The 24,750-nt window shown below is 58.3% G+C and carries 26 protein-coding genes; 11 read left to right on the top strand and 15 right to left on the bottom strand.

Features of this window, described 5'->3' with window-relative positions:
* Positions 1-307: 307 nt before the first annotated feature.
* From LPU83_RS41170 to LPU83_RS41110, 13 genes are all read right to left on the bottom strand, one after another.
* Entirely contained in the window at positions 308-1,021 is a 714-nt protein-coding gene (locus LPU83_RS41170) for a transcription termination/antitermination NusG family protein (protein WP_051166759.1), read from the bottom strand.
* A gap of 2 nt (positions 1,022-1,023) precedes the next feature.
* Positions 1,024-1,422, bottom strand: a complete 399-nt coding sequence (locus LPU83_RS41165; protein WP_024318363.1) for a hypothetical protein — start codon at positions 1,420-1,422, stop codon at positions 1,024-1,026.
* The gene (locus LPU83_RS41160; RefSeq protein ID WP_024318364.1) at positions 1,419-3,020 is read right to left on the bottom strand and encodes a bifunctional DNA primase/helicase; all 1,602 of its coding nucleotides are present in this window, start codon (positions 3,018-3,020) and stop codon (positions 1,419-1,421) included. Before LPU83_RS41160 ends, LPU83_RS41165 begins: the two co-directional genes overlap by 4 nt.
* A 192-nt stretch (positions 3,021-3,212) precedes the next feature.
* Complete coding sequence (locus LPU83_RS41155; protein WP_024318365.1) at positions 3,213-3,425, bottom strand: hypothetical protein; 213 nt, start codon at positions 3,423-3,425, stop codon at positions 3,213-3,215.
* A gap of 70 nt (positions 3,426-3,495) precedes the next feature.
* Complete coding sequence (locus tag LPU83_RS41150) at positions 3,496-3,969, bottom strand: DUF1376 domain-containing protein (RefSeq protein WP_024318366.1); 474 nt, start codon at positions 3,967-3,969, stop codon at positions 3,496-3,498.
* The gene (locus LPU83_RS41145) at positions 3,966-4,205 is read right to left on the bottom strand and encodes a hypothetical protein (RefSeq protein ID WP_024318367.1); all 240 of its coding nucleotides are present in this window, start codon (positions 4,203-4,205) and stop codon (positions 3,966-3,968) included. The genes LPU83_RS41150 and LPU83_RS41145 overlap by 4 nt, the downstream gene beginning before the upstream one ends.
* Positions 4,206-4,254: 49 nt before the next feature.
* Positions 4,255-4,560 (bottom strand): hypothetical protein, encoded by a 306-nt coding sequence (locus tag LPU83_RS41140; protein ID WP_037069005.1) that lies wholly within the window; start codon positions 4,558-4,560, stop codon positions 4,255-4,257.
* Positions 4,560-6,125 carry an IS66 family transposase gene (gene tnpC / locus LPU83_RS41135; RefSeq protein WP_037069003.1) on the bottom strand — a complete coding sequence of 522 codons (1,566 nt, stop codon included), beginning with the start codon at positions 6,123-6,125 and terminating at the stop codon, positions 4,560-4,562. Before tnpC ends, LPU83_RS41140 begins: the two co-directional genes overlap by 1 nt.
* 72 nt (positions 6,126-6,197) lie before the next feature.
* A complete protein-coding gene (tnpB, locus tag LPU83_RS41130; protein ID WP_037069001.1) occupies positions 6,198-6,545 on the bottom strand; it encodes an IS66 family insertion sequence element accessory protein TnpB in 348 nt (115 codons plus the stop codon).
* Positions 6,542-6,925 carry an IS66-like element accessory protein TnpA gene (gene tnpA / locus LPU83_RS41125; RefSeq protein WP_037068998.1) on the bottom strand — a complete coding sequence of 128 codons (384 nt, stop codon included), beginning with the start codon at positions 6,923-6,925 and terminating at the stop codon, positions 6,542-6,544. Before tnpA ends, tnpB begins: the two co-directional genes overlap by 4 nt.
* Before the next feature lie 85 nt (positions 6,926-7,010).
* Positions 7,011-7,211, bottom strand: a complete 201-nt coding sequence (locus tag LPU83_RS41120) for a helix-turn-helix transcriptional regulator (RefSeq protein ID WP_024316689.1) — start codon at positions 7,209-7,211, stop codon at positions 7,011-7,013.
* 916 nt (positions 7,212-8,127) lie between these two features.
* Complete coding sequence (locus LPU83_RS41115; RefSeq protein ID WP_157997327.1) at positions 8,128-8,286, bottom strand: hypothetical protein; 159 nt, start codon at positions 8,284-8,286, stop codon at positions 8,128-8,130.
* 4 nt (positions 8,287-8,290) lie between these two features.
* On the bottom strand, positions 8,291-9,484 hold the full coding sequence (locus LPU83_RS41110; RefSeq protein ID WP_024316690.1) for a tyrosine-type recombinase/integrase: 1,194 nt from the start codon (positions 9,482-9,484) through the stop codon (positions 8,291-8,293).
* 449 nt (positions 9,485-9,933) lie between these two features.
* Between LPU83_RS41110 and LPU83_RS41105 the strand changes: the two genes are divergently transcribed.
* From LPU83_RS41105 to LPU83_RS41095, 3 genes are all read left to right on the top strand, one after another.
* Positions 9,934-10,296, top strand: a complete 363-nt coding sequence (locus tag LPU83_RS41105; RefSeq protein WP_024316691.1) for a hypothetical protein — start codon at positions 9,934-9,936, stop codon at positions 10,294-10,296.
* 60 nt (positions 10,297-10,356) lie between these two features.
* Positions 10,357-10,662, top strand: coding sequence for a curli-like amyloid fiber formation chaperone CsgH (gene csgH / locus LPU83_RS41100; protein WP_024316692.1), 306 nt, complete (start codon positions 10,357-10,359; stop codon positions 10,660-10,662).
* Positions 10,663-10,797: 135 nt separating this feature from the next.
* On the top strand, positions 10,798-12,117 hold the full coding sequence (locus LPU83_RS41095; RefSeq protein ID WP_024316693.1) for a hypothetical protein: 1,320 nt from the start codon (positions 10,798-10,800) through the stop codon (positions 12,115-12,117).
* Between the two features lie 8 nt (positions 12,118-12,125).
* Here the strand turns inward: LPU83_RS41095 and LPU83_RS41090 are convergent, their stop codons facing one another.
* A complete protein-coding gene (locus LPU83_RS41090) occupies positions 12,126-13,250 on the bottom strand; it encodes a helix-turn-helix transcriptional regulator (protein WP_024316694.1) in 1,125 nt (374 codons plus the stop codon).
* 1,033 nt (positions 13,251-14,283) lie between these two features.
* On the opposite strand from LPU83_RS41090, the gene LPU83_RS41085 reads away from it, so the two are divergent.
* Both LPU83_RS41085 and LPU83_RS41080 read left to right on the top strand, forming a co-directional pair.
* Positions 14,284-15,777 carry an MDR family MFS transporter gene (locus LPU83_RS41085; RefSeq protein WP_024316696.1) on the top strand — a complete coding sequence of 498 codons (1,494 nt, stop codon included), beginning with the start codon at positions 14,284-14,286 and terminating at the stop codon, positions 15,775-15,777.
* Between the two features lie 122 nt (positions 15,778-15,899).
* The gene (locus LPU83_RS41080) at positions 15,900-16,175 is read left to right on the top strand and encodes a hypothetical protein (RefSeq protein WP_024316697.1); all 276 of its coding nucleotides are present in this window, start codon (positions 15,900-15,902) and stop codon (positions 16,173-16,175) included.
* Positions 16,176-16,686: 511 nt separating this feature from the next.
* Here LPU83_RS41080 and LPU83_RS41075 read toward each other — a convergent pair.
* Positions 16,687-17,598, bottom strand: a complete 912-nt coding sequence (locus LPU83_RS41075; protein WP_024316698.1) for a GntR family transcriptional regulator — start codon at positions 17,596-17,598, stop codon at positions 16,687-16,689.
* A gap of 237 nt (positions 17,599-17,835) precedes the next feature.
* Here LPU83_RS41075 and LPU83_RS41070 point away from each other — a divergent pair, with 237 nt between their 5' ends.
* The 6 genes from LPU83_RS41070 (at position 17,836) to LPU83_RS41045 (ending at position 24,712) form a co-directional block, all read left to right on the top strand.
* The gene (locus tag LPU83_RS41070) at positions 17,836-19,338 is read left to right on the top strand and encodes a UxaA family hydrolase (RefSeq protein WP_037070171.1); all 1,503 of its coding nucleotides are present in this window, start codon (positions 17,836-17,838) and stop codon (positions 19,336-19,338) included.
* 34 nt (positions 19,339-19,372) lie between these two features.
* Positions 19,373-20,392: an aldo/keto reductase gene (locus LPU83_RS41065; protein ID WP_024316700.1), complete on the top strand. Its 1,020-nt coding sequence runs from the start codon at positions 19,373-19,375 to the stop codon at positions 20,390-20,392.
* 9 nt (positions 20,393-20,401) lie between these two features.
* Positions 20,402-20,848, top strand: a complete 447-nt coding sequence (locus tag LPU83_RS41060; protein WP_024316701.1) for an RbsD/FucU family protein — start codon at positions 20,402-20,404, stop codon at positions 20,846-20,848.
* Between the two features lie 206 nt (positions 20,849-21,054).
* A complete protein-coding gene (locus tag LPU83_RS41055; protein WP_024316702.1) occupies positions 21,055-22,041 on the top strand; it encodes an ABC transporter substrate-binding protein in 987 nt (328 codons plus the stop codon).
* A 124-nt stretch (positions 22,042-22,165) separates the two neighbouring features.
* Positions 22,166-23,716: a sugar ABC transporter ATP-binding protein gene (locus LPU83_RS41050; RefSeq protein WP_024316703.1), complete on the top strand. Its 1,551-nt coding sequence runs from the start codon at positions 22,166-22,168 to the stop codon at positions 23,714-23,716.
* Positions 23,717-23,740: 24 nt separating this feature from the next.
* Complete coding sequence (locus LPU83_RS41045) at positions 23,741-24,712, top strand: ABC transporter permease (protein ID WP_024316704.1); 972 nt, start codon at positions 23,741-23,743, stop codon at positions 24,710-24,712.
* The last annotated feature ends 38 nt before the right edge of the window (positions 24,713-24,750 follow it).

The following is a 24,750-nucleotide window of genomic DNA, read 5'->3' as shown; positions in this document are numbered from 1 at the left end:
TCCGTGTGCCTTCAAGAGAAAGTCCAGATATGGAGTCTACGCATGCGCATGAAAGTGTCTATACGAGACAAAAAGAACCCCGATCATCGGTTATCTTGGAGTTTTCTGCTTCCGAAGAAGGGGACATTGCCAACTACGTCAAGGCTGCTGGCGACAACTTCCGACTGGAGTATCCAGACGTGAGCTTTGAAGACAAGCTTATTCTCCCGTCGTGCGGCTTACCCGATCAGGGCCGCGTGGACCGGCGTCTCTGCGCACTGTACATCCACAAATCAGTGCGCAGACATTACCATATGGTAATGAGTTTTCAAGCGGTTCCGCTCAGTTTCAACAACTGAGCCATCGTTTCCATAACCAAAGAACGTGACGACGGCGACGTCATGCTGCGCGACAAACTGCCGGCCAGCTCAGAATAGTGCGCGCTGCGGATCTTCCTGCTGCCTTTGGATTTAGCGTTCTTCATCGCCTTCAACTCGCGATCGACTTCGTCCTGCCGCACCTCATATGCTTTCCGGCTCAAGAACTGCTGATCCTCAAACCACTCCGTAAAGCGGAGACGGTCGATCGTCTCTTGGGGAAAGCTGAAGGGTTCCGGCTCTTCGCCATAGGTCCGGCTGAACTTCAATAGCTTGCCTACGCCTTCGACTGCCTCGACCTCAACAAACCGCCGCTTGGGCAGGTTGACGAACACATACCCCGTGAAGATCGGGAAGCGCTTTTCGATGAGCTTGCGGTTCCGGTGATGCCTCACCACCAAACGGTACGTAGGCATGAAGCACTCGAAACCGGCGTTGGCAAGACTGCGCTCGACGAGGCTGAGGCTCGGCGCCCGATCGTCGTTCGCCGGCGTCGACGGCGAGCGCTGGGACCCTGGGACCGCCTTGACGGCAAACCATAACTCCTGCCCTCCTTGCCTGCCCTCCTCGCTGCGAAGACCACGAAACGTCAGCTCTTCGGCCTTCGTCTCCTTCGCCAGCCGCTCTTCGTTGCTGGGGTTGAAGGCTCGGTTTAGTGTTTGCATTTTCAAATTCGTACATCCTTCAATTTGTCCATGATGGAGCTGCGGCGAATCTTGCCGGCTTTCCGCGCTTGCTCGAGTTGGGCCTTTGTAGGCGCGAGACCGATCGTCACTTGCCTGACGGTAAAGCCCTTGCTCCGGAGGGCTTCGACTTCCCTGCGGCAGTCCTCGGCGTTCAGGTTCCCGAGATGCTGATCCTTCCTGCCGTTCTCGATGCGATCGATCCGCCAGCTTCGGAAATCTTGCATTGGCATCCGGTAGAACTCATAGGCGACGATGACGGACACCGGGCGGAAGCCTCTTGTCGCCGTCTTGATGCGCTCGGCGTTCACCTTGCCGAGGAGCTTCTCGATCATGCGCTGCTGGACGTCTTCGGGGAGTTGTTCTTCGATCGCTGAAGTCATTGCTTCTTCCCCTGGTAGGCGCCTGATTTCGACGGTCTGGTGGGCTGGTATTCATGTTCGGCCTGAGCTGCTTTCCACATGGGCGCGAAGCCGTTGAGCGACTGGTAGCCTTCGACCTCTGGGAGGTATTGAAGGGTCACATCACCCTTGCGGCCGGACCATGAGAAGCGAGCCTTCTTCACCCAGACGACGGTTTCGTTCAGGTCTGGGTCTGGAACATCGATCACCACGCCATGGTCTGGCTTGTTGTACCATGCCGCGGAGCCTTCGATGTCGTAGAGCGTCGGCGTTCTGGCCTCTCCGCCTTTCCCCAACTCCTTGGTCGGGTGGGCAACTACAATCGCCAAAACCTCGTATTTCAGGGCGAAGCGGCGGATCTGGCGCAGCGCCCTGTTGATGTATTGTGTCTCGCTCTCGTTCCTTGGGCGGTAGTGCTCAACCTCGTTCCACGGGTCGATCACCAGCACTCGGATTGAATGCCGCAAGACCGCATCGGCCGCGCGCTCGAGTAACCATTCCAACGTCATATCGTCATCGGCATCGCCCGTGGGATCGGCGTCGATGAATACGAAGTGCTTCTGAATAAACACGTCAGCGTCTGCGACGATATCACGGTTCCATTGCTTGCTCTCGACGCCAGACGCGGCCAGACGCAGCTTATAACGCAGCGCCGGCACCGTCGGGATCTCAAAGGATGCAACGCCTATCCGCCAGCCATTGGCGCGGGCTAGGTTGACGCACATGTTCATTGTCCAGGTTGACTTGCCATGCCCGGGAATGCCCGTTACCACGAGCAGCTCACCGAGCCAGACACGAAGATAGGGGTCGAGATCGGGCCACCCTGTAGAATAGGTTCTCGGCTCGTCCAGCTCGGGATAATCCGATAGCAGGTAGATACCTTTGACCGGGTAGGGCTTCGCTTCCGTCAACACTCGAACGACGGCGTCGGGACCGAAATTCATCCTGACGTCGTTCAGATCCTTGCAACCTTCCGGATAGGTCACGAACGAGCATCGAGCCGCACCGATGCGACGAACAAGCTCGGCAGCAAGGCGACGGCCGGGGCCGTCGTTGTCGACGGCGAGAATGAAACGCTTGATGCGTTTGATCCGGTGGCGATTGTTGAACACAAATTCGAACTTGCCGCGGCTATCGTCTTCCGGCGCCGTATCCTCGACTTGATCGGGGTCTTCGCCGTCTCGAACCGGCGGAGCCCCATCGGGAACACTGACGGTCGTATGAAAGCCACAGTCGATCGAGGTAAGGGCGTCGATCTCGCCTTCGGTGATGATCAATGCTTTGTGGCCGTCCTCCAACGCAGGATCGTCCATGCAGTCGGCGTTCCAGAACGTCTTGCGGCCGTTCTTCCGTTGCCAGAATTTCTTTCCCGGAGCTCGATACTTCTCGGCAACAGCACGACCGCCGTCGATGAACGGAAACACGACGATGTTGCCGGAGACATCAGGCTCGACAACGGTTTGTCCGTCTGCATCCGTTACAGCCTTACCCGTATATGCGCCGGAAAGTGCTGCGACGTTTGGGTCGATCTTCCGGTTTACGAACGCTTGAACCCCGATTTGGCCTAGCTTGGTCGTCAAAGTAGTCGCCTCCATGGAAGCCGCAATGGTGACAGTTGAATTGGATGCCCTGACTGTCTATCCGGACCGATAGACACGGCTCGCGCTTGTTTCGTCTGGTCGCTGAACACTTCGGGCAGATTGTTTTCTGGTTTCCCGATGTGACGCGCCTCAGTTGGATTTTGTAATCTCTCAGGATTTGCTCAGCAGTTTTCATATCCGCGGATCGGGACGCCTCGACCCGCCTCCCTTGTCGCGGATGGCGGCCGCAGCATTCGCTCGCTCGACCGCGCTGCGTTCCTTCTTCGCCAACGCACCGCTGACGGCGTTGAACCAGTTGTTGCCTTGGGCCACTGCCCACTCGTCGAGACCCCAAAGCTCTGCCTCGAGCGAAACGTGGGGAAATGCCTTTTTCCATTTCGCCAAGTCGGCGTCGGTAAGGCGAATTGCCTTGGCCTCGAAGGCATACTTTCCGTCGGCTGCGCTAACAACATCGTCAGATGTTGCTCTTTCTCTTCCCTTCCCTTCCCTTCCCTTCGTTGCCTGTTACATCCTCTATGACATTGCCTGTTACAGCGTCTGTCACAGAGGAATGACGTTGCTGTCCGCGCGCCTCTCTCGCTGCGGCAGTACGCGTTTTGTTACGACGAAGCTTGCTTTCTGCCTCTGTCGCAATCTCTGTAACGGTGCTGTGAAAGACCCGGCCGTCCCGGTGATCCCAGCCCTGCAGAATATCTACTTTCAGCGTTTCCCACTTCTCGGGGGAGCACATGGCCGCGTCGGCTAGAACGTCGTCATCGTCTTCGATGCTGCCGGCTGGGATCTCGTGCCAGGCGCGCATCCACAGGTTCACCATGTAGAAGGCAATCTCTGGATTTCGCTTGCACCTCAGCCACGCCTTCGACTTTCGAAGGCGCTCAATTTGCAGCGGCATGTAGGGGAGGCATTGCACGTCGAGAGCTTCGGTCATCGATCGAGATGACCTCCGGGAGCTCGGGTCTTATGGACGGGAAAAATCGCAATCTTGCGATGAAGCAGAAAATCAGTCGGCGTCACCGGCTTCTCGCCGATAAACATGTTCGCGAAATGGTTCCACGCGATAGCCGCGGTCCGGCCGTCTCGGAAGTCGAGGGTCTTATCGGCCTTGATCTTCGCCAGCCGGAACGTTTCCCAGGCTTCCAGTTGCTCCTCGGTGGTGGCCTTCATGCGCGGTGAGCGTCCGGCGAACGCATTTTTTGCGTCTACGAGGCGCGGTTTAGGACTTGCGGCTTAGTTCATCTGCCATGACGCGCTCGATCATCTCGGGATCGCATTGTTCATCGACGAGGAACTGGCGGATTCCACCATCCCACGTCCGTATGTCGGCCAGGAGATCTCGAAGGTCGTCAATTCCATTTTCGGTCAGGCCTGTTGTGCCATCTTCACTGCCATCGCGGACATATACCAGTTCGCCCTCGGCGATATTGTCTGAGTTGGCGGTCACCTCCTCGATTAATTCGAGGTTCTCGCCGATCATGCCGGCGACTTCTTTCAGCGTATAGATGAACCTCGAGCGTGCCATCACGCAGCCTCGTATCGGTCTTTTGCAGGCGCCCACTGCCACGGTAGCAATTCCTGGAGCCGATCCTTTGGGTGGCTCTGTATCCGGGTCAGGACGTCTGTGAGATAGACCTCCGGATTGTGGCCATGGAGTTTGGCAGTCTCGATGATGGTCAGGATGTTGGCGATGCGCTCACCGCCCTTGTCTGACCCGGCGAAGAGCCAATTTTTTCTTCCGATTCCAAGCGGACGCATGGCTCGTTCAGCTATGTTGTTATCGATTTCGACACGGCCATCATCGATGTAAACGCTCAACGCTGCCCATCGCGAGAGGGCATATCGCATCGCTTCAGCCAGCTTCTGCTTCTGTGGCAGCGTCGAAAGCGTCTCTTCTATCCAGCTCTTGAGGTCCTCCAGAAGGGGCCTGGCGTGTTGCTGGCGCAGTGTACGCCGCTGGTCAGCCGACATGCCGCGGATACGATCTTCGATATCGTAGAGCGTACCGATGCGCGACAGCGCTTCGTCAGCGATTGGAGATGGCTTCAGCTTGATCACATCGTGAAACTTGCGGCGTACATGCGCCATGCACGCAGCCTCGATGATCTGGTTGCCGTAAAGCTTCTTATAGCCACCATAGCCATCCGCGTGCATCACGCCGCTGAAGGCAGCGAGATGGTCGGCTGGATGCGCGCCCTTGCGGTCGGGGCTATAGTAGTAGGCAATGGCTCTTGGAGTGGGATCTTGATAGCCGCTGCCATCGAAGACATAGACCCAGACCCGCCCGGTTTTTGTCTTTCCTCGCCCAGGGTCGAGAACATCCACCGGGGTATCGTCCGTATGTATTCGATCGACCGCCGCGATATGGGCTCTAATCAGCAAGATGAGAGGAGCCAGCAGAACTGACACGCGGCCGACCCAGTCGGCCATCACGGATCGGGAGATATCTATCCCCAGCCGGTCGTACATCTCGGATAGACGGTAGAGCGGGATGTGATCGTCGAATTTGGCGACCATGATATGGGCCAGCAACCCCGGTCCGGGCTTGCCGCGTTCGATCGGCAGGGTCGGCATTTCGCCTGCCACCGTCGTATCGCAGTCCCTGCAGATCATGCGCTTTTCGACGTGGCGGACAATCTTGACGGACGCCGGCACGTGCTCCATCACCTGGACCACCCTGTCAGCGGCCTTCAGGAACGATGTACCACCACAGGTCGGACAATTGCAGGGTGCCGCATAGACCAGTTCTTCGGTTGGAAGACCATCGGGCAATGGTTTGCGCTTCGGCTTGTCCGGTGCGTCGTCCAACTCCGGCAAAGGAGCTTTCCCGGAGCGAAGCTCGGCCTCGGCACGGGAGGCTTCGATCTCCTCCAGCATCAGCTCGAATTGCTCGATCTTGCGGTCGATCTTTTCCGAAGAAGCGCCATGCTGCCGATGGCGGAGCAAATCCAACTGCGCGCGCAGGAGCCCGATAATGGAGTCTCGCTTGCTGACTTCAGCTTCTTGGCTCTCAAGTTTCGCCGCCTGTTCAGCGACGAGAGCGCGCAAAACAGATAGCTCGTCCTGACTGTCCAGCGGCGTCGTTTCCATACCCGCATACGTAGCCGATTTGCGCCGGAAACGCTAGCATTATGCCTCGGATGTCATTGCAAAATATAGCTTTTAACCCGTTCGACCGGGAGCGGAAGTCCACGCAGGTCGGCGCCAGTCGATCCCCTCAACAAGCATCGACAACTGGGCTTGCGTCAGATGCGCAACCCCTTCTTTCGCCGTCGGCCAGGGAAAGTATCCGCGTTCCAAAATTTTGTAAAATAGGCAGAACCCTTGGCCATCCCACCATAAAAGTTTGATCCGATCAGCACGTTTTCCGCGGAAGCCGAAGATTGCGCCGGAACCTGGCGCCTCCTTGATAACCGTCTCAACGAGCGCCGACAGTCCATCAATGCCACGCCGCATGTCGGTCACTCCGCAGGCCAGATAAACCCGCACATTTCCCGAAGGCCCGATCATGCTGCCTCCACACAAGCGACCAGCGACGATAACACCTGGAGATCCATGTCCGCTGCAATTCTTAGCAAGCGGCCATTCCTCAGAACGATCTCAACGTCTTTACACTTCGACCGAACACCGCTCTTCTTGGTATCGTCGCTGTGGCTCGCCGATGCTCCGATAAGCGAGACCGGAATGAATGCGGTCTCCGGAGATTTCAATTCAGGTGGAAAGAACTTCTTTCGCCAGGCGTATATCTGTTGCGGAAGGACGTCGTGCCGGCGCGCTACGTCGGAAACGCTCCCATCCGCACTAAACGCTTCTTGCAAAATCGAAAGCTTCAATTCTGTGGACCATCGACGTTGTCGCTCCGTACCCGTCAGGATCTCAACCTTGGCCATTCATACCCTGTTACGTCACAAATGATTCATCTGTGTCGTAACTTGCGCCAATTCCCCGCCTGACCAAAATCCCCTCACCGGACGCTCACCATGCGCGTGGATTCCGCGCAGCTTTGGCGTCTTCGATCGTGCCAAGAATGTCAGACATCGGCCACTTGGAAAGTGCGCCGATCTTAATGGGTTTGGGAACAGTGCCGTCAGCAACTCTACGATAAAGCGTAGGAACGCTGATCTTCAGGATCGCAGCGGCTTCTTTCTTAGTAAGAAGCGGGTCGGTGATTTGCATTTGTTCAGCCTGTAGCTTGTTTGATACAGGCTGAAATTTGCTGGATTGTTAGACAACGAAATAGTCTACACGATTAAGAAAGCGTTTTGATACGCCGTGTTGATTTCCGTCCTGGCGTCTGGATGTAGGGCTTCTCTTCGGCGACAGATGCCCAATACTGATCGAATTTCCGATTTGAGACGTTTGGAAAAGCGCTCATTATTTGCTTCCTGACGGCGGCTTTATTGAAACTTGGTTCTTCCTCTAAAATGGACACGATCATGTCGCGTGGGCCTTGAAGCGAAGCGGACGAAGCGTCTTCCAATTTCCCCAATGAGTTTCCCTTATGGATCGTTTCAAGCCATTCTTCAGGGGCAATGATAGAACAGCCATCAAAAGGCAGTATCGACGCTATAAAGTCTTCATTGTCGGATGACCCGTATGCGAATCTCTCTGCCTGTTTCGGAACGTTGTCGACGCCCAGGCGACGGAGTGCACTGATACCCGTCTAAAGCCCTTGACGCTTTCTAGATATGTCCTGTGGGCTTGGAGATCGATGCAACCGGTATCCCAGTTGACGACAGGAAACATCAGCTCAATTTTCTGATTGAACCTGTTCATGGTGAATCCACCGCGGGCCACGAATGCCTGCGATTCTAAAAACGGGAAAACCCAATAGTCGTGAGATAAAGCTTCAACGTCAAAAGATGGGATCGGCAAATACAAACGACTTGGTTCTTTACCTCTGCGTCTAGCTTCAGCACCAAGTGCCTCGGCATATGGAGATTCAGGAGATACGGACCAAAACCAATGCGGACTGAGCAATCCTAACGGAAAAGCGAGCCTTACTCCATCCGGCCTCAGAAGCTGTATCCGCTTAGCTCCAGTCGCCCTTAAGCTGGTGAATAGATCATAGACCAGGAACTGAGCGGCGCATTCAACGTTGAATCTTTTCCATTCGTAACTGGTACGCTTCGCCTTTTGCGATCGCTTCGCGCCACCGTCTCGCATCCTCACCTTGAACTCTTTCCCATATAACGCCAGTTGCAGCGCGGGTGAACACTTTGAGCGATTCATATCCATCGACGGCGAACATTCTATCATTCCTTCACAAGCTGGATCACTTGACCGGTTTGGCCTGTGACGTGTTTCGCCCAACGCGCCAGCAGAGTTCGGCGCTGCTCCAAAAAATCAGTTCGTCGATATGCCCGCTCGACAGCGCCGCCGACGATGTGCCCGAGTGTCGTTTCAGCGACGTCGTGCGGGGTATCGGTCGCTTCGGCTATCCAGTCGCGAAGGCTGGACCGAAAGCCATGCGGCCTAGCCGCCATCTTCGCCCGCTCCATCAGCCGCGACATGGTCATATCCGACACAACGCCGCGCTTTACGCTCGGGAAAAGGAAGCCGTCGCGTGACAACTGACGAGCCTGCTTGATGACCTCCAGTGCCTCGTCAGAAAGCGGCACCCGAAAATCCGGTGTCTTGTCCTTCCGCCCCTTCATGGCCTCGCCAGGGATTGTCCAGACATCGCCGTTGATTTGGCTGTCGTGCAGGAAACGCAGGGGGCCAGAGCGGACCCCCGTAAGGATCAGTAGGCGCAACGCGAGATGCGTGACTGTGCCATCGGACAGCGTGCCGTAGAATGCAGGCACTTCGCGCCACGGCATGGCGGGGATATTGGTGGCTTTGTGCCGCTGTTGGCCAAGAAGGGCCCGAGCCTTTTCTGTGGCCTGAATATCAACTTCAAGCCCGAGGGCTGCGGCATGCTTCAAGCAAATGCTAAGGCGGTTTAAAGCTTTCCTCGCCGTCTCCGCCTTCTTATGCCATATGGGCGAGAGGACGTCCCGGATATCGGTCTGATCGATTTCCGAAACTGGAACCTTACCAAGCTTGGGCAGGATATGGATCTCCAGCGGGCTGAACCAACGTCCGGCGACACCGTCTTCCTTCAGCTCTGCCTTCCGGCTTTCGAAAGCGTCTTCAGCTATCTCCTTTAACAAATGCAGGCGTTTTGCGGCCTCTCGCTTCAGCCGTTCCCGTTCTTTGATGGGATCGAGGTTTTGCCGCGTAACTGCCCGCCATTTGGTGGCATCGTCTCGTGCGTCTTTCAGGGAGATATCTGCAATTGGACCCAGCCCCATCTCGCGACGACGACCGTGAACAGTGACCCTGAGCACCCATTGCCCCCCACCGTCTTCGCGCTTATAAAGCCAAAGGCCGCCACCGTCAGCGTACTTTCCCGGTGCCAATTTCTTGACTGAAACGGCAGACAGCCTATTTAACTCGCGACCCATTCAATCCACCTTTCAATCCACCCTTTTGAGTGAGATTTGATGGTATTGAGTGATACATGACGAGTCGTGATTTTACAAGTAAGTCATTGTAAAACAATCATATTGAGGCGTCATGATACGGCTTGAAATGCGGTGATGTGCGATTCCTGTGCCCGTAAGCGGCACCATCTCTTTTCAAAATCGTGTGGAAGCGTATCGCAGTCGCCCAATGTGTCGTTGAAGCGACCTTCAGGAACTCTAGAGCTCCAGCCTACCTGTCTGGCACATGTCACTAATGGCATAGTCACGGAAACGATTGCAGCCCCCATCATCACTAAGCGACACCACATTCCTTGCCGCAAACGGGGAATTCATCCATTCCATTAGGTAAGCTTTGAAACCCGCGCGCGAGTGGCGATGCGGTAGTGTCTCTCAACCGTCAATTCCGACGGGGGAAGAGGAGAGATACAATGAAAATCAAGGGTCTAGTAATTGCAACCGTGTTTGCGCTTTCGTCGATCTCCGGCGTATTCGCTGCGGATAATCAGTCCATCACGGATCAGAGCGGCTGGGGCAACTTCGCTGGCACGGCCCAGAGTGGCAGGGGCAACTTCAGCTTCACTGGCCAGCGCGGCGGCTGGAATGACGCATCAACTGTTCAACATGGCAGATACAACGAATCCGTAACCCTACAAAGAGGTTTCGGTAACGAATCGTATACCGAACAATCGGGCAGAGGAAACATGTCTTTTACCGGTCAGTTTGGCGTTGGCAACGACTCTCAGACCTATCAGTCCGGCGTCGGCAACAAATCCATCACCATTCAACACTAGTCGAGTTCAGTTGAAGGTCAGCGGCGATGCCGCTGACCTCTTTCGCTACGGAGTCCTACAATGATTGCGGCCCTCCCACCCGTACATTGCATCATCGAGCACCATAAGGAGACTGGCGGCGCCATGACCCTGGTCCCGACGATCGAAAGCGATGGTCGCGGTGAAGGAAGCTACCAGTTCGAGATCTTCTCGAATTCCAATGGCAACACCTCAAGCAATGTTCAAGGCGGTGATTTCCAGAAGGCTGACCCAGGACGGCTTGCGCTTTCGCGATCGACCGTCTCCGTGTCGCCGAACGGATGGAGCGCCCGGCTCACCGTCTTTGGTCCGAACGGCGAGAAGCTCTGCGTTGTGTCGGTGCCGTGACATTTATGCACCGTTCGCATGATCTTCCCGGCGGAGGAAACCGCGGCTAATTGATTGTATACTAAATTATAATAGTAATAGACCTCGGTGTGTCGTGCCGGCGTGCTTCGGCGGCCATATTGGGGTGACGAGAGAATGCGGATCTGCCTTGCCGTTCAGTCGCACAAACTGGCTGCGATCATGGTTGCGGCTCTGGCAAGCCTTGCAAGCACCACCTCCATTGCAGTTGCGGACGACATCAAACTGACGCCAACGGCGCAGAATGAGGAACCCGTAGCAAGCTTGCAGATCGGGACCGGGATCAACTGGTTGAGCCTGCCAAGCTGGGGTTCGCGCCGGCCCGATTTCTTCGGAAGCGGAGACAGCAGGGTCGTTGACGATGGCCTCAACCTCGGCATCAGCCTGGATCTGCCGCTTGGGCAGATTGGATCGCAGCCGTTTATCCTGGAGTGGAACGGCAGCATCGCAGACCTTTCTTCCGGTTCCACGGACCGAACGAGCCTTGCCGGGCAAAATTCGCTGAACCTGAGCTTCGGGAACTCGGCGAACGGCAGCATCAATACTCTGACGGCATCACCTACGGGTACGCTGCCTGCGGCCGCGGTGGCAGATGTCACGGTAAACGACAGCGCGGGGGGGACGGCGCACATCCACTCGGCCGCGTCATCGGCGCTTGCAGATGGCCGGATTACACAATTTGCTTCGAGCAGTTCGGTTGCCGGCGGCGTATTTACCGCGCTCGTGACCAATGGCGGCACCCCAAGTGCCGCAGCCTATGCTGCCTATGCCGACAATACCGGTATCACTCTGCGAGCAATCGGCGACCTCAGCAACAGCGCAATCATCGATGAGCGCAGCGAGGATGCCACTGTCATCGATCAGACACTGCTACTCGGCGCTCCGATCGATCTCCAAGGCGGCTGGACGATTACGCCCAAATTCGGCCCGATGTATCGCTCCATCGATCGCGACGTGGATTTTCGCAGGACACTCGTCATAGGGGCCAGCATTCCTGGCACGGTAGTCCCCGAGATCGGCGTCGGGCAGACCGACGAACTTGATGCGCGCTATGTCGGCGCCCTCGCGGAACTGGGCATAAGCAGGGCGCTGCAGCCGGATCTCAGTGTCTCGTTCGATGCGAGATTTGGCGGCGCCTACCTCCATTCCCACTATCGAAGCCATTACTCTGCGATTCTGCCGAGCGTATCGACTGGCGCTTTCGACTTTGTCTCCGAAACGCGCGATGACGCCAGCCTGCTTGCCGGCGTGGGCGCCGGGCTGCGCTACGCGCCAAGCGAGAACCTGGTGGTCGGCTTGGACGCCGGCGTGAACTTCGTCAACAAAGTACCGACGATCAACTATGTCGCGGATGCCGGTGATGGTGTATCGCCCACGATCGGAATGAGTCACGCGATCGACTACAACGTTTCCGTCAGCATTACCTGGCGGTTCTGAGCAACACGTCAGCACATCGCGGAAAGCATCGATAGGCAGTGGAGAAATTGCGTCTGCCGGTTCACCCCGACGCGGGCCATCGCGGAGGCAAGCTGGTTGTGGACCGTGTTCTTTGAGACCCCGCGTTGCCGCGCGATCTCCGATGCCGTTTCTCCCCTCAAAAGGCAATACGCAAGATCGGCCTCTGTCGGTGTCAGGCCAAAGATGGACTTGATGGTGTCTGGCGCCAACAGGCTGTTTCCACCAAGTTCGCGTATCGTGAGCATGTAAACACGCTCGTTGGTGGCAAAGACGTTCTTGAATTGCGATCCTAGGCCAACGCGTCCCGACAGCGCATCGACGCTGACGAGCCATTTGATGTTCTTCACTTTGTCCTCGACCCAGGCAACATGGCGAACGCGTCCATGCGACGCCGCCATGCCGATCAGTCGAGCAACCTCATCCTGAAGAGTGGTATCGACAAAATCGATCACCGAGTCGCTGTATTCGACGAGCAGATGCGACGCTTCGACAAATTTCTCGAAACTGCCATTCGCCAGGCGCACCTGATAGTCTTCCGTGATGATTGCAGAGGGTGCCGAGGAACTGAAGAAGGCACTCTCCATGTGCGCGGATTTCTCCCGCTCCAGAAGTGTCGTTTTCTGTATTGCAAAGGCCGTCTGAAAGTGCGGCAGCAATTTCATCAGCGTTTCGGCCGCTCTGTCCGTATCGCTTCGACCTCCCCGATCGAAATGAAGCACGAGTGCAATGCGGCGCCCGCCTTCCTTGACGAGGACGAGTATAAGAAGGCTGCCCTCGGCACCAAAACATTCGTGCACGGGCACGTCCCATTGCGGATTGAGCTTGGCCTTCAAATCGATCGTCAGGAACGCCCCTTGCCCCAGGGTGAGCGTCGCTGCATGCAATGCGGCGATCATCTGCGGATTGCAGAGGGAGGCTTTCGGAACGCCCTTTGCAAACACGCTCGCGCGCCGATCCTCCGCCCCTTTGAAGCCCACAACTGCACCTGCGGCAGCCTTGGTGATGTCGATCAACTCCGCTATGACCTTTTCCCATTCGGGCGGACTCACAACGGTTTCGTAGATCAACTGTACCAGGGGCAAGCAGATGTCTTCACCAAAGCTATTGATCATCGGACCCACTCCAATGCTGTGGCGAATTTCCAGAGTTTCACGTACGGCCCGCGTCGTTTCATGACGCCGTCCGCCCGATATTGCATACAGCAGCACAATTGCCGCGCTTTCACCTTTATGAATGTTTCAGGCTACCTTCATCGCGGTCCGACCGTGCGGTCGAAGGTGGTTCCCAGCCACTCGCCTGATGGCTCAATGCCTCGGCGGCCTTTAGGAAAGGCCGAAGGGAAGCAAAATCTCCATATGAAACATCGGATATCTCCTCCAGATTGTTTTTATATCTTCAAGTCGTACGGCCACGCCGACAACAAGCAACGCGCTCATTTGGTCAAAGACCAAACCGAGCCATAGAAGCAGCTACCATGTCGAGAATAATCCCAACATCAACTCTAAAAACCTAGAGCTTTCTAAGAATAGCATGCGCCTTCCTGTTGTAAAATGCCTAACATCTATCCACTTCTTACGACAATAGGTATATATATTATTGCAATCTGGTAAAAGCCGCCGACAGCCGGTAATTGAATTTTAACCCTGTTCCATCATCCCGCTGAGGTTTGCGGCGCCTGAAACAGGTGTCGCGCGATGCGCACGCCACTCCCCTTCTACGTGCCTCATTCGTCTCTAATGCCTTCATCGTTTGGTCGGTGAATGGTTTGATGAACGATGCGAGGGCGGTTCGCTCGGCGGTTGGACAAGACCTCGACGGGCATTCCGAGGATGAGCTTGTTGTCCTTGATGAGGATTTTGTCAGCAAGCGAGAGCGACGGGAGCTAGAAGAGCTGGCCGGTGGCGCGGTCGAGGGTGGTTGCGGCGGCGGCGACCTCGACGGTGTCGTCGAGGTCCGGTCCAGAATGCCGCGCCCCTGGCCACCTTCGCCGCGACGCAGGAAAACTGCACTCGTAACCAAACGGATAATAATTGACGGGTTTTCGTTGGCGGCATAGAACGGTGCAACACTTCGCGCCGGCGCGTTTCCCGCCTGCCGACCTGCCGAGCATTTCCGGCACTTCGCGGAGTACCCGGAGAAGATGTCATGTCCACTACAGCTCAGCGCTCGAACCGTGCGCTCGTCGTCGCCATCATCATGCTCGCGACCTTCATGGTCGCCATCGAGGCAACGATCGTCGCGACCGCAATGCCGAAGATCGTCGGGCAGTTAGGCGGTTTTACCTACTACAGCTGGGTCTTCTCGGCGTTTCTTCTGGCGCAGTCGACGACAACCGTCATCTATGGCAAGCTTTCGGACATCTTCGGGCGCAAGCCGGTGCTGATCGCCGGCATTCTGATCTTTCTCGTCGGCTCCCTGTTCTGCGGCCTCGCATGGTCGATGGCGTCGCTGATCGTCTTCCGTCTGCTGCAGGGGCTCGGCGCCGGGGCGATCCAGCCGGTAACGATGACGATCATCGGCGACCTCTTCACGCTGGAGGAGCGGGGTCGCGTGCAAGGGATCATGGCAACGGTATGGGCCACATCGGCGGTCGTCGGGCCGCTCGCCGGCGGTGTGATCGTTGACACCATTTCCTGGGCCTGGATCTTCTGGATCAACCTGCCGATCGGCATCGTGTCGATCGCCGCCTTTGCCTTCTTCCTCAAGGAATCGGTCGCACATAAGCAGGCAAAGATCGATTATCTCGGCGCCATTCTGTTTTCGATCGCCGTCATCGCATTGCTCGTCATCCTCACGGAGGCCGCGGATGCCAAAGCGTGGGTATTGGCATTGCTCGCCCTGGTGTTCGTCGTTGCCGCCGTCCTTTTCCTGCGGCAGGAGAAGCGGGCGGCAGAGCCGATCATTTCCATCGCGCTGTGGAGCCGCCGGCTGGTTGCGACCAGCAACGCCGCCACGCTGTTGGCCGGAATGGCGCTGATCGGTCTATCGACGGTATTGCCCATGTACGTCCAGGGCGTCCTCGGGCGATCGTCGATCGTGGCCGGCTTTACCTTGACCATGCTGGTCGTCGGCTGGCCGCTGGCGGTAATGCTCTCCAGCCGCTTCTTCAAGGCGTTCGGCATCCGCCGGACGCTGCGGGTCGGCAGCCTGATGTTTCCCTTCGGCGCAAGTTTCCTGCTCTTTCTGACGCCCGACAGCCATCCGGCGCTTGCCGGAGCAGGCTCCTTCTTCATGGGCTTCGGCATGGGGCTGATCAGCCTCACCAGCATCGCACTCGTGCAGGACAGCGTCGAATGGTCGATGCGCGGCAGCGCCACTGCCTCGATCATCTTCGCCCGCAGCCTCGGCAATACGCTCGGCGCAACCGTGCTCGGCGCCATTCTCAATGCCGGCATCAGCCATTATGCCGCCGGCGATGCAGCAAGCTCGCTGCATGATGTACTGAACCAGCCAACCGGGCTTTCCGAATTGGCCGCCGATCCCACGATCCGCGCGGTCTTCGATGCCTCGCTTCACTGGACGTTCTGGGGTGTGGCCGTGGTTGCCGTACTGACGTTCCTGTCGGCTTGGCTCATTCCAGTGGGACGTGAACACGGCCGGACGCCGGTTGCCGCAGCGGCCAGCGAAGCGTCGCAATAGATCCTCGCCGCCGCCCCGTTTGATCCTCGAAAGAGGGCAATCCGACGGGTCGGCGCGTCATTTTTCGAGGAACCAGTTCTTTTCTCCTTCGTTGGTCTTCTCATGAATGAAGGAGAATCGACATGCGAAAGACCCTTATGAACTGTACTGTTGCGGCGATGGCGCTCTGTTCGGTCGTCGCTCCTGCCATGGCTGACAGCGTGACCGTGACGCGCGAACACAGCGACGACGATTATGATCGTGTGCGTCCCGGAATTACCATCAACGAGCACGGCATCAGAGTTGGCGCCCTCCGAGATCGTGACCGCTATTATCGCGATCGCTGCTACACCAAGACGGTCACAACAATGACCGATGATGGCGACGAGGTCACCAAGACGGTACGCCGCTGCAGATAACCGCGAATGATGGCCGGCCTCTCGCGCAAAGCTCCCAATCCCGAAATGCGACGCGATGAAGCGCCTCGACCGAGGGGAGAGGACTATTGTCGGTCACGAAGCCTACGAAGCCAAAGGAGAACCTTCCATGCTCCTAAAAGCGATAGGAGCGCCCGTTCGTGCAATCGGACTTGCAACCAGCGCCATGGCGCATCTTGCGGTGGCACCGGTGGTGCCACCGCAAGCGGCGGAGCAAATGCAACCGGCAGCGGCTCTGCAGCGACGCTGGGCATGAAACAACAACTCGCCTGGCATCAACAATAACGGCAATGGCACCGGCATGCCGATGGATCCGAACGCTACCAATAGCGTGACGAGCCCGAACGGGCAGTCGGGCATCTCGGGCGGCGACCTGAACGACTGTGGAGCGCCGCGACTCCAACGGCACATCCAACCCAACGCTAAGCACTACGATGACTTCGCCCGACACGCAGCAGGCGTGCCGATAACCCGGCCTCGGCCGGGTTTTAGATTAACTCTGTGCCAGAAACTCGTCGGAAGGCACCTGCGGAATCGATTGTAGCAACGTCTGCCGCGCCGAGCGCAAATGCAGGCGACAGGAGAAATCGATCGCCCCTTGATCGCGCGATTCCAGTGCGGCGATATAATCCAAGTGCTCGTGAATGGCGCGTTCGTTGCGCTCGCGCGCGAAAGCTTTGTTCCACTGGTAGTGATAGTGGAAGATGATCGCGATCGCATCGTAGAAATCGGCGATGAAGCGATTCTTCGAGGCCCCGTGGATGAGCAGATGGAAGCGTTCGTCGAGGGTGGAGAACTCCTTGTAGCGCGAGTCGAGATCGTGCAGCATCGACTGATGCTCGGCCTTGATGTCCGCCAGCGCGCGCCATGCGTCGCTCTCAGGTGGAAGCTTGCCGAATTCAGCCGCCGAATGCAGCTCGAACATCTCGCGCACGTCGGCCAACTCCAGCGCAAAATCGCGTGTGAATCCCTTGAGGATCCAGTGGCTGTTCGGGCGCTTCTCGATCAGGCCGAACCGCGAGAAGCGGATCAGGAACTCGCGAACGCTCGTGGTCCCGGTGCCGATTTCGCGCGCAAGTTCCAGTTCATTGATCTGCATGCCAGGAGCAGCATCGTCCGACAGAATGCGGCGCATGAAGCTGCGCTCGATGATGTCGTGCAGCGAGTTCGTCTCTTCCGATGGAAAGAAATCGGCCTCGGTCGGCTGCCGCAGGACGACCTTCTGACGCTTGTTCCAGCGAATGATGCCGGCATCGCTGAGCCGTGTCAGGATGGCTCGCGCGGTGCTGCGGCTGATGCCGAGCTGGGCTGCAATTTCCGGCTCGGAGGGCAATGCCGCATCCGTATGCAGGGCCGCAGCATAGCGGTTGTATGCTTCCTTGAAGACTGTATTCTGCCTTGCCATACGCGCCCGCCCTCTTGCCTCGGCAACACGGATCGGCCGGCCGCAGGGCGCGGCGCGAAGCGTGGCAGAAGCTTATCTCTCAGCAATCCTTATCTTATTTTGGATCGCATGCGGCTGTTTGCCTCCCTCGTCCACAGGATCAATAATCCCGTTGACTTGAAAATGTTTATTGTAGATAAAAAACAAAATCAATGAACATTCGCCGACGCAGCGAGTGTTTCCCTAGGGAGAAGAATGTTGACCAAAGACCCCTGGATCATCTTGTCTGCTGGCGATAACGTTGCGGTCGCGACGGCGACAGTCCCCTCCGGCACGACGGTCGCCGGCGTCCAGACACGCGAGAAGATCGACCCCGGCCACAAGATCGCACTGGCCGATATTCCGCTCGGCCAGCCCGTTGTCAAATACGGGCAGGCGATCGGGCGGACGACGGCCGATGTGAAGGCCGGCGACCATATTCACAGCCACAATCTCCATTTCGAAAACGATCGCCTCGCTGCAACCGCCAACTCGGCGCCCGAGGAAGCAAGTGCCGCCGACCGGGCGCGCACTTTCATGGGCTATCGTCGTGCCGACGGTCGCTCGGCGACACGCAACTACATCGGCATCATTGCCAGTGTGAACTGTTCCACCACGGTCTGTCGCGCGATCGCCGAGGAGGCCAACCGGTCGATACTTCCGCATTTCGAGGGCATCGACGGTTTCGTGCCGATCGTGCATGACCAGGGCTGCGGCATGAGCGCCACCGGCGACGGCATGGCGGTGCTGCACCGCACCCTTGCCGGCTATACCAGGCATGTGAACTTCGGCGGCGTGCTGATGATCGGCCTCGGCTGCGAAGTCAACCAGCTCACGCTCTACGGCCAAAGCGGCGCCGGCAATTCCAAGCGCCATTTCAACATCCAGGATGCTGGCGGCTCGCGCCGTGCGGTCGAGCGCGCCATGGGCATGCTTCGCGAGATCGCACAGGATGTCGGCAAGGAAAAGCGGGTGTCGCTGCCGATCAGCGACATCATCATCGGTCTGCAGTGCGGCGGTTCTGATGGCTTTTGCGGCATCACGGCCAACCCGGCGCTTGGAGTTGCCGCCGACTTGCTGGCGGCTGCCGGCGGCACGGCAATACTTTCCGAAACCTCCGAGATCTACGGTGCGGAGCACCTGCTACGCAGCCGTGCCGTCAACGACGAGGTTGCCAGGAAGCTCGACGACAAGATCGCGTGGTGGGAGAAGTACGTGGCGTTGCACGGGGCATCGCTCGACAACAATCCCTCGCCGGGCAACAAGCGCGGCGGCCTGACGACCATCCTGGAAAAATCGCTCGGCGCCGTCGCCAAGGGCGGTCGTTCACCGTTGACGGCCGTCTATGGCTATGCCGAGCGCGTCAGCGCGCCGGGTCTCGTCTTCATGGACACCCCAGGCTACGATCCGGTCTCCGCGACCGGCCAGGTGGCCGGCGGTGCGAACATGATCGCCTTCACCACCGGTCGCGGCAGCTGCTTCGGCTGTCGTCCGGCGCCTTCGATCAAGCTTTCCAGCAATTCGGCTCTCTATGCCTCGATGGAAGAGGACATGGATATCGACTGCGGCACGATCGCGACGGGCGATGCGACGATCAGCGCCAAGGGCCGCGAGATCTTCGACCTGATCATCGACACGGCATCGGGCAAGAAGACGAAGAGCGAAGAGTTCGGCTACGGTGACAATGAGTTCGTGCCGTGGCATCTGGGAGCAACGCTCTAAATCAGACGGATATCAAGTCTTCAGAGGAGGAATGATGAGGACGAGGAGAATCGGCAGGACTGAGCTGGAGGTGACCGAAGTGAGCTTCGGTGGCGCCGCTCTCGGCGGCCTGTACCGCGCCTGCCCGCGCGAGCAGGCCATGGGGACGCTGGAGGCTGCATGGGACAGCGGCATTCGCTACTTCGATGTCGCGCCGTGGTACGGCCTCGGCCTTGCCGAGCGTCGCTTCGGCGACTTCCTGCGCGACAAGCCGGAGAGGGAGTGGGTGCTCTCGACCAAAGTTGGCCGGCTGCTGCGCCCAGTAGCGACGGGGACGGTTCCAGACTACAGCTATGTCGATCCGCTCTCCTTCGATGCCGACTACGACTATTCCTACGATGGCATCATGCGTTCGGTGGAGTTCAGCTACGCCCGTCTTGGACTGAACCGGATCGATATCCTCTATGTGCATGATATCGGTGGGTATACGCATGGCGGGGCGAAGAACGCCGTCCTTCAGAAGCAATTCCTGGATAGCGGTATCAAGGCGTTGGAGGAGCTGAAATCCTCCGGTGCGATCAAGGCCTTCGGGCTCGGTGTCAACGAGGTCCCGGTCTGCCTCGACGTGATGCGCAATGCCGACATCGACTGCATCCTGGTGGCCGGTCGCTACACCCTACTCGATCGGTCGGCGGTTGCTGAGCTGCTGCCGCTCTGCAGGAAGAAGGGCACATCGCTCGTGGTCGGCGGCGTCTTCAATTCGGGCATCCTTGCAACCGGACCCGTGCCCGGCTCGCATTTCGACTACATGCCCGCGACAGATGAAGTGCTCGCCAAGGTCGCGAGCATGGAAAAGATTGCCGTTAAGCACGGTGTGCCGCTGGCCGCCCCTGCCCTGCAATTTCCGCTCCGCGATTCGCTCGTCGCGTCCGTGCTGATCGGCACGGCCAAGGCATCGAGCCTGCAGCGCAACATGGAGCTTTTCGAGCCGGCCTTGCCAGACTCCATCTTCCCGGAATTCGAAGCTCTGACGCTCGTCGCGCCGCCGCTCGGCGAAGACGCCGTGCGTGTTTAAGGACCGACCATGCTCAAAGGTATCCATCCCATCCTCAATCCCGACCTGCTGCGCGCGATCGCCCGCATGGGGCATGGCGACGACATCGTCATTGCCGACGCCAATTTCCCGTCGAGCACGATGGGACCGGAGGTCATTCGCGCCGACGGCGTCAGCGCGACCGACATGGCCGAGGCCATCCTGACACATTTTCCGCTCGATACGTTCGTGCCGGAAACGGCGTGGCGCATGGAGGTGGTCGGCGATCCCAAGGCCGTGCCCGAAGTTTGTGCCGAATTTCAGGAAATCGTGGCGAGGCGGGCTGGCGACTTCAGGATCGCCTCCCTCGAACGCTTTGCCTTTTACGAGCGCGCTCGCACGGCTGCCTATATCGTGGCGACGACCGAATTCCGGCTCTACGGCAACTTGATTTTGAAGAAAGGCGTTGTTCACCCGTATGAAGTATATCGCGGTTGATAGAACTTCAGACTGCGGTTGAATAAACGTAAAAACAACCACTTGCGGCGAACGAAGAAACGTCAATTGAGCCTGCCAAGCTACTTGCAATTTGACTTTCGCTCGGCTAGCTTCTCGTGGTAAATGTTTTTTATCGATAAAAATCGTCCGCATGCGTTCAGCGGTACGGTTTGTCAGGAGGAGAACGCATCTTGGAGGAGAACTACATGCGCATGAAATCCATTCTCTCCCGCCGAGCCTTCACGGCTCTCGCGGGCGCCGCCGTCATCGCCACCGCAATGCCGATGACGTCGTTCGCGGCTGACGTGACGATCCCGATTATTGTCAAGGACACGACGTCCTTCTACTGGCAGATCGTTTTGGCCGGCGCCCGCGCTGCCGGCAAGGATCTCGGCGTCAAGGTGCCGGAACTCGGTGCACAGGCCGAATCCGACATTAACGGCCAGATCAGCATTCTTGAGAACGCGGTTGCCGGCAAGCCGGCTGCAATCGTGATCTCGCCGACGGAGTTCAAGGCGCTCGGCAAGCCGATCGATGAAGCCGCCAAGTCCGTTCCGATCATCGGCATCGACTCGGGTGCGGACTCCCAGGCGTTTAAGTCGTTCCTGACGACCGACAACGTTCAGGGCGGGCGCATCGCAGCCGACGGCCTTGCCGCGGCCGTCAAGGAAATGACCGGAAAGGAAGAGGGCGAAGTCGTCATCCTCACCAACCTTCCCGGCGTCGGCTCGCTCGAGCAGCGCCGCGAAGGTTTCCTGGATCAAGTGAAGACGAAGCATCCCGGCCTTAAGGTCATTGCCGACAAATACGGTGATGGCCAGGCGACAACCGGCCTCAACATGATGACCGATCTGATCACGGCCAATCCTAACCTTGTGGGTGTTTTCGCCTCGAACCTCATCTTGGGACAGGGTGTCGGCCAAGCGATTGCGGAAAACAAGCTCGGCGAGAAGATCAAGGTCATCGCCTTCGACAGCGACGGCAAGACGGTTGGCTTCCTCAAGGACGGCTCGCTTGCCGGTCTTGTTGTTCAAGATCCCTATCGCATGGGCTATGACGGCGTGAAGACGGCACTCGCCGTATCCAAGGGTGAGAAGGTCGAAGAGAAGGTCGATACGGGCGCCAACCTGGTCACGAAGGCGAACATGAGCGACCCGAAGATCGACGCTCTGCTGAACCCGAAGATCAAGTAAGTCATGTGACGGTGGCCGCGCGAGACAAATCCCGCGCGGCCTTTGCTTCACCTGTGTTATCGTCCGCATCAGGAGCGCGGACGGCCGGTGGAAAGACGGCAATTCGCGAGGAGGAGACGCGCCAATGAGCCTGGAAGAGGTCAGTCATCGCCACGATGACAGCGCCACACTGACGGAGGCAAACCGCATTCCCGCGGGCGCCCCGATCCTCGAACTCAAGGGATTGCAGAAGAATTACGGCTACGTGCAGGCGCTGAAACCGGCGACGGTGACGTTCCTGGCCGGCGAGATTCATGCGATCGTCGGTGAGAACGGCGCTGGCAAGTCGACGCTGATCAAGCTGCTGACCGGCGTTATCACCAGAACGGCAGGCGAGATTTTATGGTGCGGTCATCCCGTCGCCCTGGCGACGCCAAATGAGGCGATCGTGCGCGGCATCAACGCCGTCCACCAGGAAGTGGTGCTCTGCCCGCATCTGACGGTCGCGGCCAACCTCTTCCTTGGCGACGAGGTCAATCAATATGGCCTGATGCGCAAGCGAGAGATGGAGAAGATGGCGCAAGCCGTGCTCGACGATCTCGGCTTCGGGCTACCGGCCGGCATCCCGCTCGCCGATCTGACGATCGGCCAGCAGCAGCTCGTCGCGACGGCGCGTGCGGCGATGCGCGGCACCCAGTTTCTGATCTTCGACGAACCGACCGCTTACCTCACGCGTCAGGAATCGGCGCAACTTTTCAAGCTGATCCGTCGCCTTCAGGGCGAAGGCGTGACGATCGTCTACATCAGCCACCGCATGGAGGAAGTGTTCGAGCTCGCGGATCGTGTCTCAGTGCTGCGCGACGGCACGCATGTCGGCACGCGCGCCATCGGCGAGACGAACGAGGCCGAGCTGATCGCCCTCATGATCAACCGCTCGATCGAGCAGATCTATCACAAGGAAGAGATCCCGATCGGAGAAACGATCCTCGACGTGCAGGGCCTTTCCGGGCCTGGCTTCGAGAACGTGTCGCTCTCGGTAAAGGCCGGGCAGATCGTCGGCCTTTACGGCCTGATCGGTGCGGGACGAAGCGAATTCGCGCTGGGCCTTTTCGGCCGGGAAAAGACAACGGCCGGTGAGATCCACTGGATGGGCAGGAAGGTCGATATCAAAAACGAGCGCACGGCGATGGAGCTCGGGATTGCGCTGGCGCCGGAGAGCCGCCGCGACCAGGGTCTTTGCCTCAACCTGCCGATCGGGTTGAACATCAATCTCCCCGTCTTCAAGCGGATGAGTAAGGGCCCGGTTATCAGCCACAGGGAGGAATCGCAGAACGCCGACCAGCAGATCCGAGACCTTTCGATCAAGACGCCAAGCCGGCGCGTCCTCGTTTCCGCGATGTCGGGCGGCAATCAGCAGAAGGTCGTTATCGGCAAGTGGCTGAGCTACGGCGCACGCCTCTTTATCTTCGATGAACCGACCGTGGGCGTCGACGTTGGCACGAAGGCGGAAATCTACCGGCTGTTTGCCAAGCTTCTGAAGCAGGGGGCCGGGATCATCCTGATCTCGTCCTATCTGCCGGAGGTTTACGAACTTGCCGACAGGTTGCACGTTTTCCGTCGTGGCCAGCTTGTCGCCAGTCACGACTTCCACGCGGCAACGCACGAAGAAGTGCTCAGCGAAGCGATCGGCGTCTAAAAGAACAAGAGGGAGAGAGAACCAATGACCGTAGCCCCGACCGAAATCGCTGCGCCGCCGCGCCGGAAAGTGAACATCCTCTTCGGCCTGACCCTTATCGGTCTGCTGGCCTTCCTCTGGATTCTACTCGGCTTCGTGACCGCCAGCTTCTGGACGCCGCTGAACATCTCCAACCTGTTGCGCCAAGGCGCAATGACGGCGATCCTGGCGCTCGGCCAGACCTTCGTGATCATCACCGCAGGCATCGACCTTTCGGTCGGCGCGATCGTCGGCTTCACCAGCGTCATCCTCGCCTGGCTGCTGCAGGCGGGCGTGCCGGTCTGGGCGTCCATCCTGATAACACTGATGATCGGCGTCGCCATCGGCGCGTTCCATGGCTTCGGCATCGTCAAGATGGGACTGCCGCCCTTTATCATCACGCTGGCGACACTCACGTCGCTGCGCGGCATCGGGCTTTTGATCACCAACGGTTCCACGATCAATATCATCAACGAGCCCTTCACCAACTTTGCTCGCGCCGATTTTCTCGGCGTGCCTAGCCTGTTCTGGATGGTCATTCTGGTCGCAGTCCCCTCCTACGTCTTCCTGCATCTGAGCCGTTGGGGGCGCTATCTCTTTGCCGTCGGCTCGAACCGCGAAGCCGCCCGCCTGTCGGGCGTCCGGGTGAACGGCATCATCTATCTCGCCTACATTCTCTCGGCGACGTTCGCTGCGTTCGTCGGCGTTCTGCTTGCCTCGCGCATCGCGATCGGTAATGCGACGCAGGCGGACGGATGGGAGCTGCAGGCGATCGCCTCCTCAGTGATCGGCGGCACCAGCCTGTTCGGCGCTGTCGGTTCGGTTCACGGGCCGCTCATCGGCGCCTTTATTCTGGCGACCATCAACAACGGTGCGAACCTGCTCAACGTCAACTCGTTCTGGCAGCGCATCATCACCGGTCTGCTGATCATCGTGATCGTCTACTTCGATCAGCTGCGCCGCCGCCGCAACCCGTAAGCCCGGCGTGGGGACACGAAGCCGGCCCAGAGGCTGGC

It is taken from the genome of Rhizobium favelukesii (assembly GCF_000577275.2).
GTDB lineage: Bacteria > Pseudomonadota > Alphaproteobacteria > Rhizobiales > Rhizobiaceae > Rhizobium > Rhizobium favelukesii.
Note: the sequence above shows the minus strand (reverse complement) of the source record. Positions and strands in the feature narration are given on the sequence as shown.

Bases quoted from the DNA above. Each gene is read 5' to 3' on its own strand.
- LPU83_RS41065 (WP_024316700.1), top strand. From the start codon at position 19,373: ATGAGGACGAGGAGAATCGGCAGGACTGAGCTGGAGGTGACCGAAGTG.
- LPU83_RS41095 (WP_024316693.1), top strand. From the start codon at position 10,798: ATGCGGATCTGCCTTGCCGTTCAGTCGCACAAACTGGCTGCGATCATG.
- LPU83_RS41085 (WP_024316696.1), top strand. From the start codon at position 14,284: ATGTCCACTACAGCTCAGCGCTCGAACCGTGCGCTCGTCGTCGCCATC.
- csgH (WP_024316692.1), top strand. From the start codon at position 10,357: ATGATTGCGGCCCTCCCACCCGTACATTGCATCATCGAGCACCATAAG.
- LPU83_RS41060 (WP_024316701.1), top strand. From the start codon at position 20,402: ATGCTCAAAGGTATCCATCCCATCCTCAATCCCGACCTGCTGCGCGCG.
- LPU83_RS41105 (WP_024316691.1), top strand. From the start codon at position 9,934: ATGAAAATCAAGGGTCTAGTAATTGCAACCGTGTTTGCGCTTTCGTCG.
- LPU83_RS41115 (WP_157997327.1), bottom strand. From the start codon at position 8,286: ATGTTCGCCGTCGATGGATATGAATCGCTCAAAGTGTTCACCCGCGCT.
- LPU83_RS41165 (WP_024318363.1), bottom strand. From the start codon at position 1,422: ATGACTTCAGCGATCGAAGAACAACTCCCCGAAGACGTCCAGCAGCGC.
- LPU83_RS41170 (WP_051166759.1), bottom strand. From the start codon at position 1,021: ATGCAAACACTAAACCGAGCCTTCAACCCCAGCAACGAAGAGCGGCTG.
- tnpC (WP_037069003.1), bottom strand. From the start codon at position 6,125: ATGGAAACGACGCCGCTGGACAGTCAGGACGAGCTATCTGTTTTGCGC.
- LPU83_RS41110 (WP_024316690.1), bottom strand. From the start codon at position 9,484: ATGGGTCGCGAGTTAAATAGGCTGTCTGCCGTTTCAGTCAAGAAATTG.
- LPU83_RS41080 (WP_024316697.1), top strand. From the start codon at position 15,900: ATGCGAAAGACCCTTATGAACTGTACTGTTGCGGCGATGGCGCTCTGT.
- LPU83_RS41055 (WP_024316702.1), top strand. From the start codon at position 21,055: ATGCGCATGAAATCCATTCTCTCCCGCCGAGCCTTCACGGCTCTCGCG.
- LPU83_RS41120 (WP_024316689.1), bottom strand. From the start codon at position 7,211: ATGCAAATCACCGACCCGCTTCTTACTAAGAAAGAAGCCGCTGCGATC.
- LPU83_RS41145 (WP_024318367.1), bottom strand. From the start codon at position 4,205: ATGAAGGCCACCACCGAGGAGCAACTGGAAGCCTGGGAAACGTTCCGG.
- LPU83_RS41045 (WP_024316704.1), top strand. From the start codon at position 23,741: ATGACCGTAGCCCCGACCGAAATCGCTGCGCCGCCGCGCCGGAAAGTG.
- tnpA (WP_037068998.1), bottom strand. From the start codon at position 6,925: ATGGCCAAGGTTGAGATCCTGACGGGTACGGAGCGACAACGTCGATGG.
- LPU83_RS41075 (WP_024316698.1), bottom strand. From the start codon at position 17,598: ATGGCAAGGCAGAATACAGTCTTCAAGGAAGCATACAACCGCTATGCT.
- LPU83_RS41090 (WP_024316694.1), bottom strand. From the start codon at position 13,250: ATGATCAATAGCTTTGGTGAAGACATCTGCTTGCCCCTGGTACAGTTG.
- tnpB (WP_037069001.1), bottom strand. From the start codon at position 6,545: ATGATCGGGCCTTCGGGAAATGTGCGGGTTTATCTGGCCTGCGGAGTG.
- LPU83_RS41150 (WP_024318366.1), bottom strand. From the start codon at position 3,969: ATGACCGAAGCTCTCGACGTGCAATGCCTCCCCTACATGCCGCTGCAA.
- LPU83_RS41050 (WP_024316703.1), top strand. From the start codon at position 22,166: ATGAGCCTGGAAGAGGTCAGTCATCGCCACGATGACAGCGCCACACTG.
- LPU83_RS41140 (WP_037069005.1), bottom strand. From the start codon at position 4,560: ATGGCACGCTCGAGGTTCATCTATACGCTGAAAGAAGTCGCCGGCATG.